The organism is Burkholderia singularis (assembly GCF_900176645.1).
Classification (GTDB): Bacteria; Pseudomonadota; Gammaproteobacteria; order Burkholderiales; family Burkholderiaceae; genus Burkholderia; species Burkholderia singularis.
Genome location: NZ_FXAN01000023.1, coordinates 1 through 817, shown reverse-complemented (window position 1 = coordinate 817; position 817 = coordinate 1). Strand labels below are relative to the sequence as shown.

The window sequence follows — 817 nt, the reverse complement described above, 5'->3', positions numbered from 1 at the left end:
TCACTTCCTTACGGTAGCGGTTAAGCTCCTGCGCGGTCGCGAACGTGCGCTCGAACAGCACCGACAGATTGTGCAAAATCCGTTCGACCACCTTCTTCTCCCACTCGCCGTCGAAACGGATCTGCTCGTCGAGCCAACGCTCCAGCCATTCCGGGTCCGGCAGCCGCGACTGCACCGTGTCGCGCGGAAACAGCGCCTGGTTCACGTGCAGGTTCGTCGGGTGCAGCGGCTTTTCCGTGCGCCGCGCCGACGCCATCAGCACCCCGATCTTCGCGAACGCCGCGCGCGCCACGTCCCCGCAGTTGTTCATCGCCTTCTTCATGTAACGAAGATACGCGCCCCCGTGGCGCGCCTCGTCGCGCGAGATCGTCTCGTAGATGTGCTTGATCACCGGCTCCGTGTGCCACTCCGCCGCCCGCCGATACCAGTGATTCAGACGGATCTCGCCGCAAAAATGCAGCATCAGCGTCTCCAGCGGCGGCGCCGGATCGAATTCGAAACGCACCGCGTGCAGTTCCTCCTCCGTCGGCATCAGCTCCGGGCGAAAGCGCCGCAGATACTCCATCAACACCAGCGAATGCTTCTGCTCCTCGAAGAACCACACGCTCATGAACGCCGAAAAATCACTGTCGTGGTGGTTGTCGCGCAGGAACATCTCCGTCGCGGGCAGTGCCGACCACTCCGTGATCGCGTTCATCTTGATCGTCTCCGCCTGCTCGTCGGTCAATAGCGACGCGTCGAACTGATCCCACGGAATGTCCTTCTCCATGTCCCAGCGGACCGCTTCGAGCGACTTGTAAAGCTCCGGATAAAGCAT

The 817-nt window shown here is 61.8% G+C and carries 1 protein-coding gene; it reads right to left on the bottom strand.

Annotated features, from left to right (window positions below):
- Positions 1 to 817 (bottom strand): ferritin family protein (locus BSIN_RS02065; protein WP_089339365.1); only part of this gene is annotated, 817 nt, incomplete at both ends.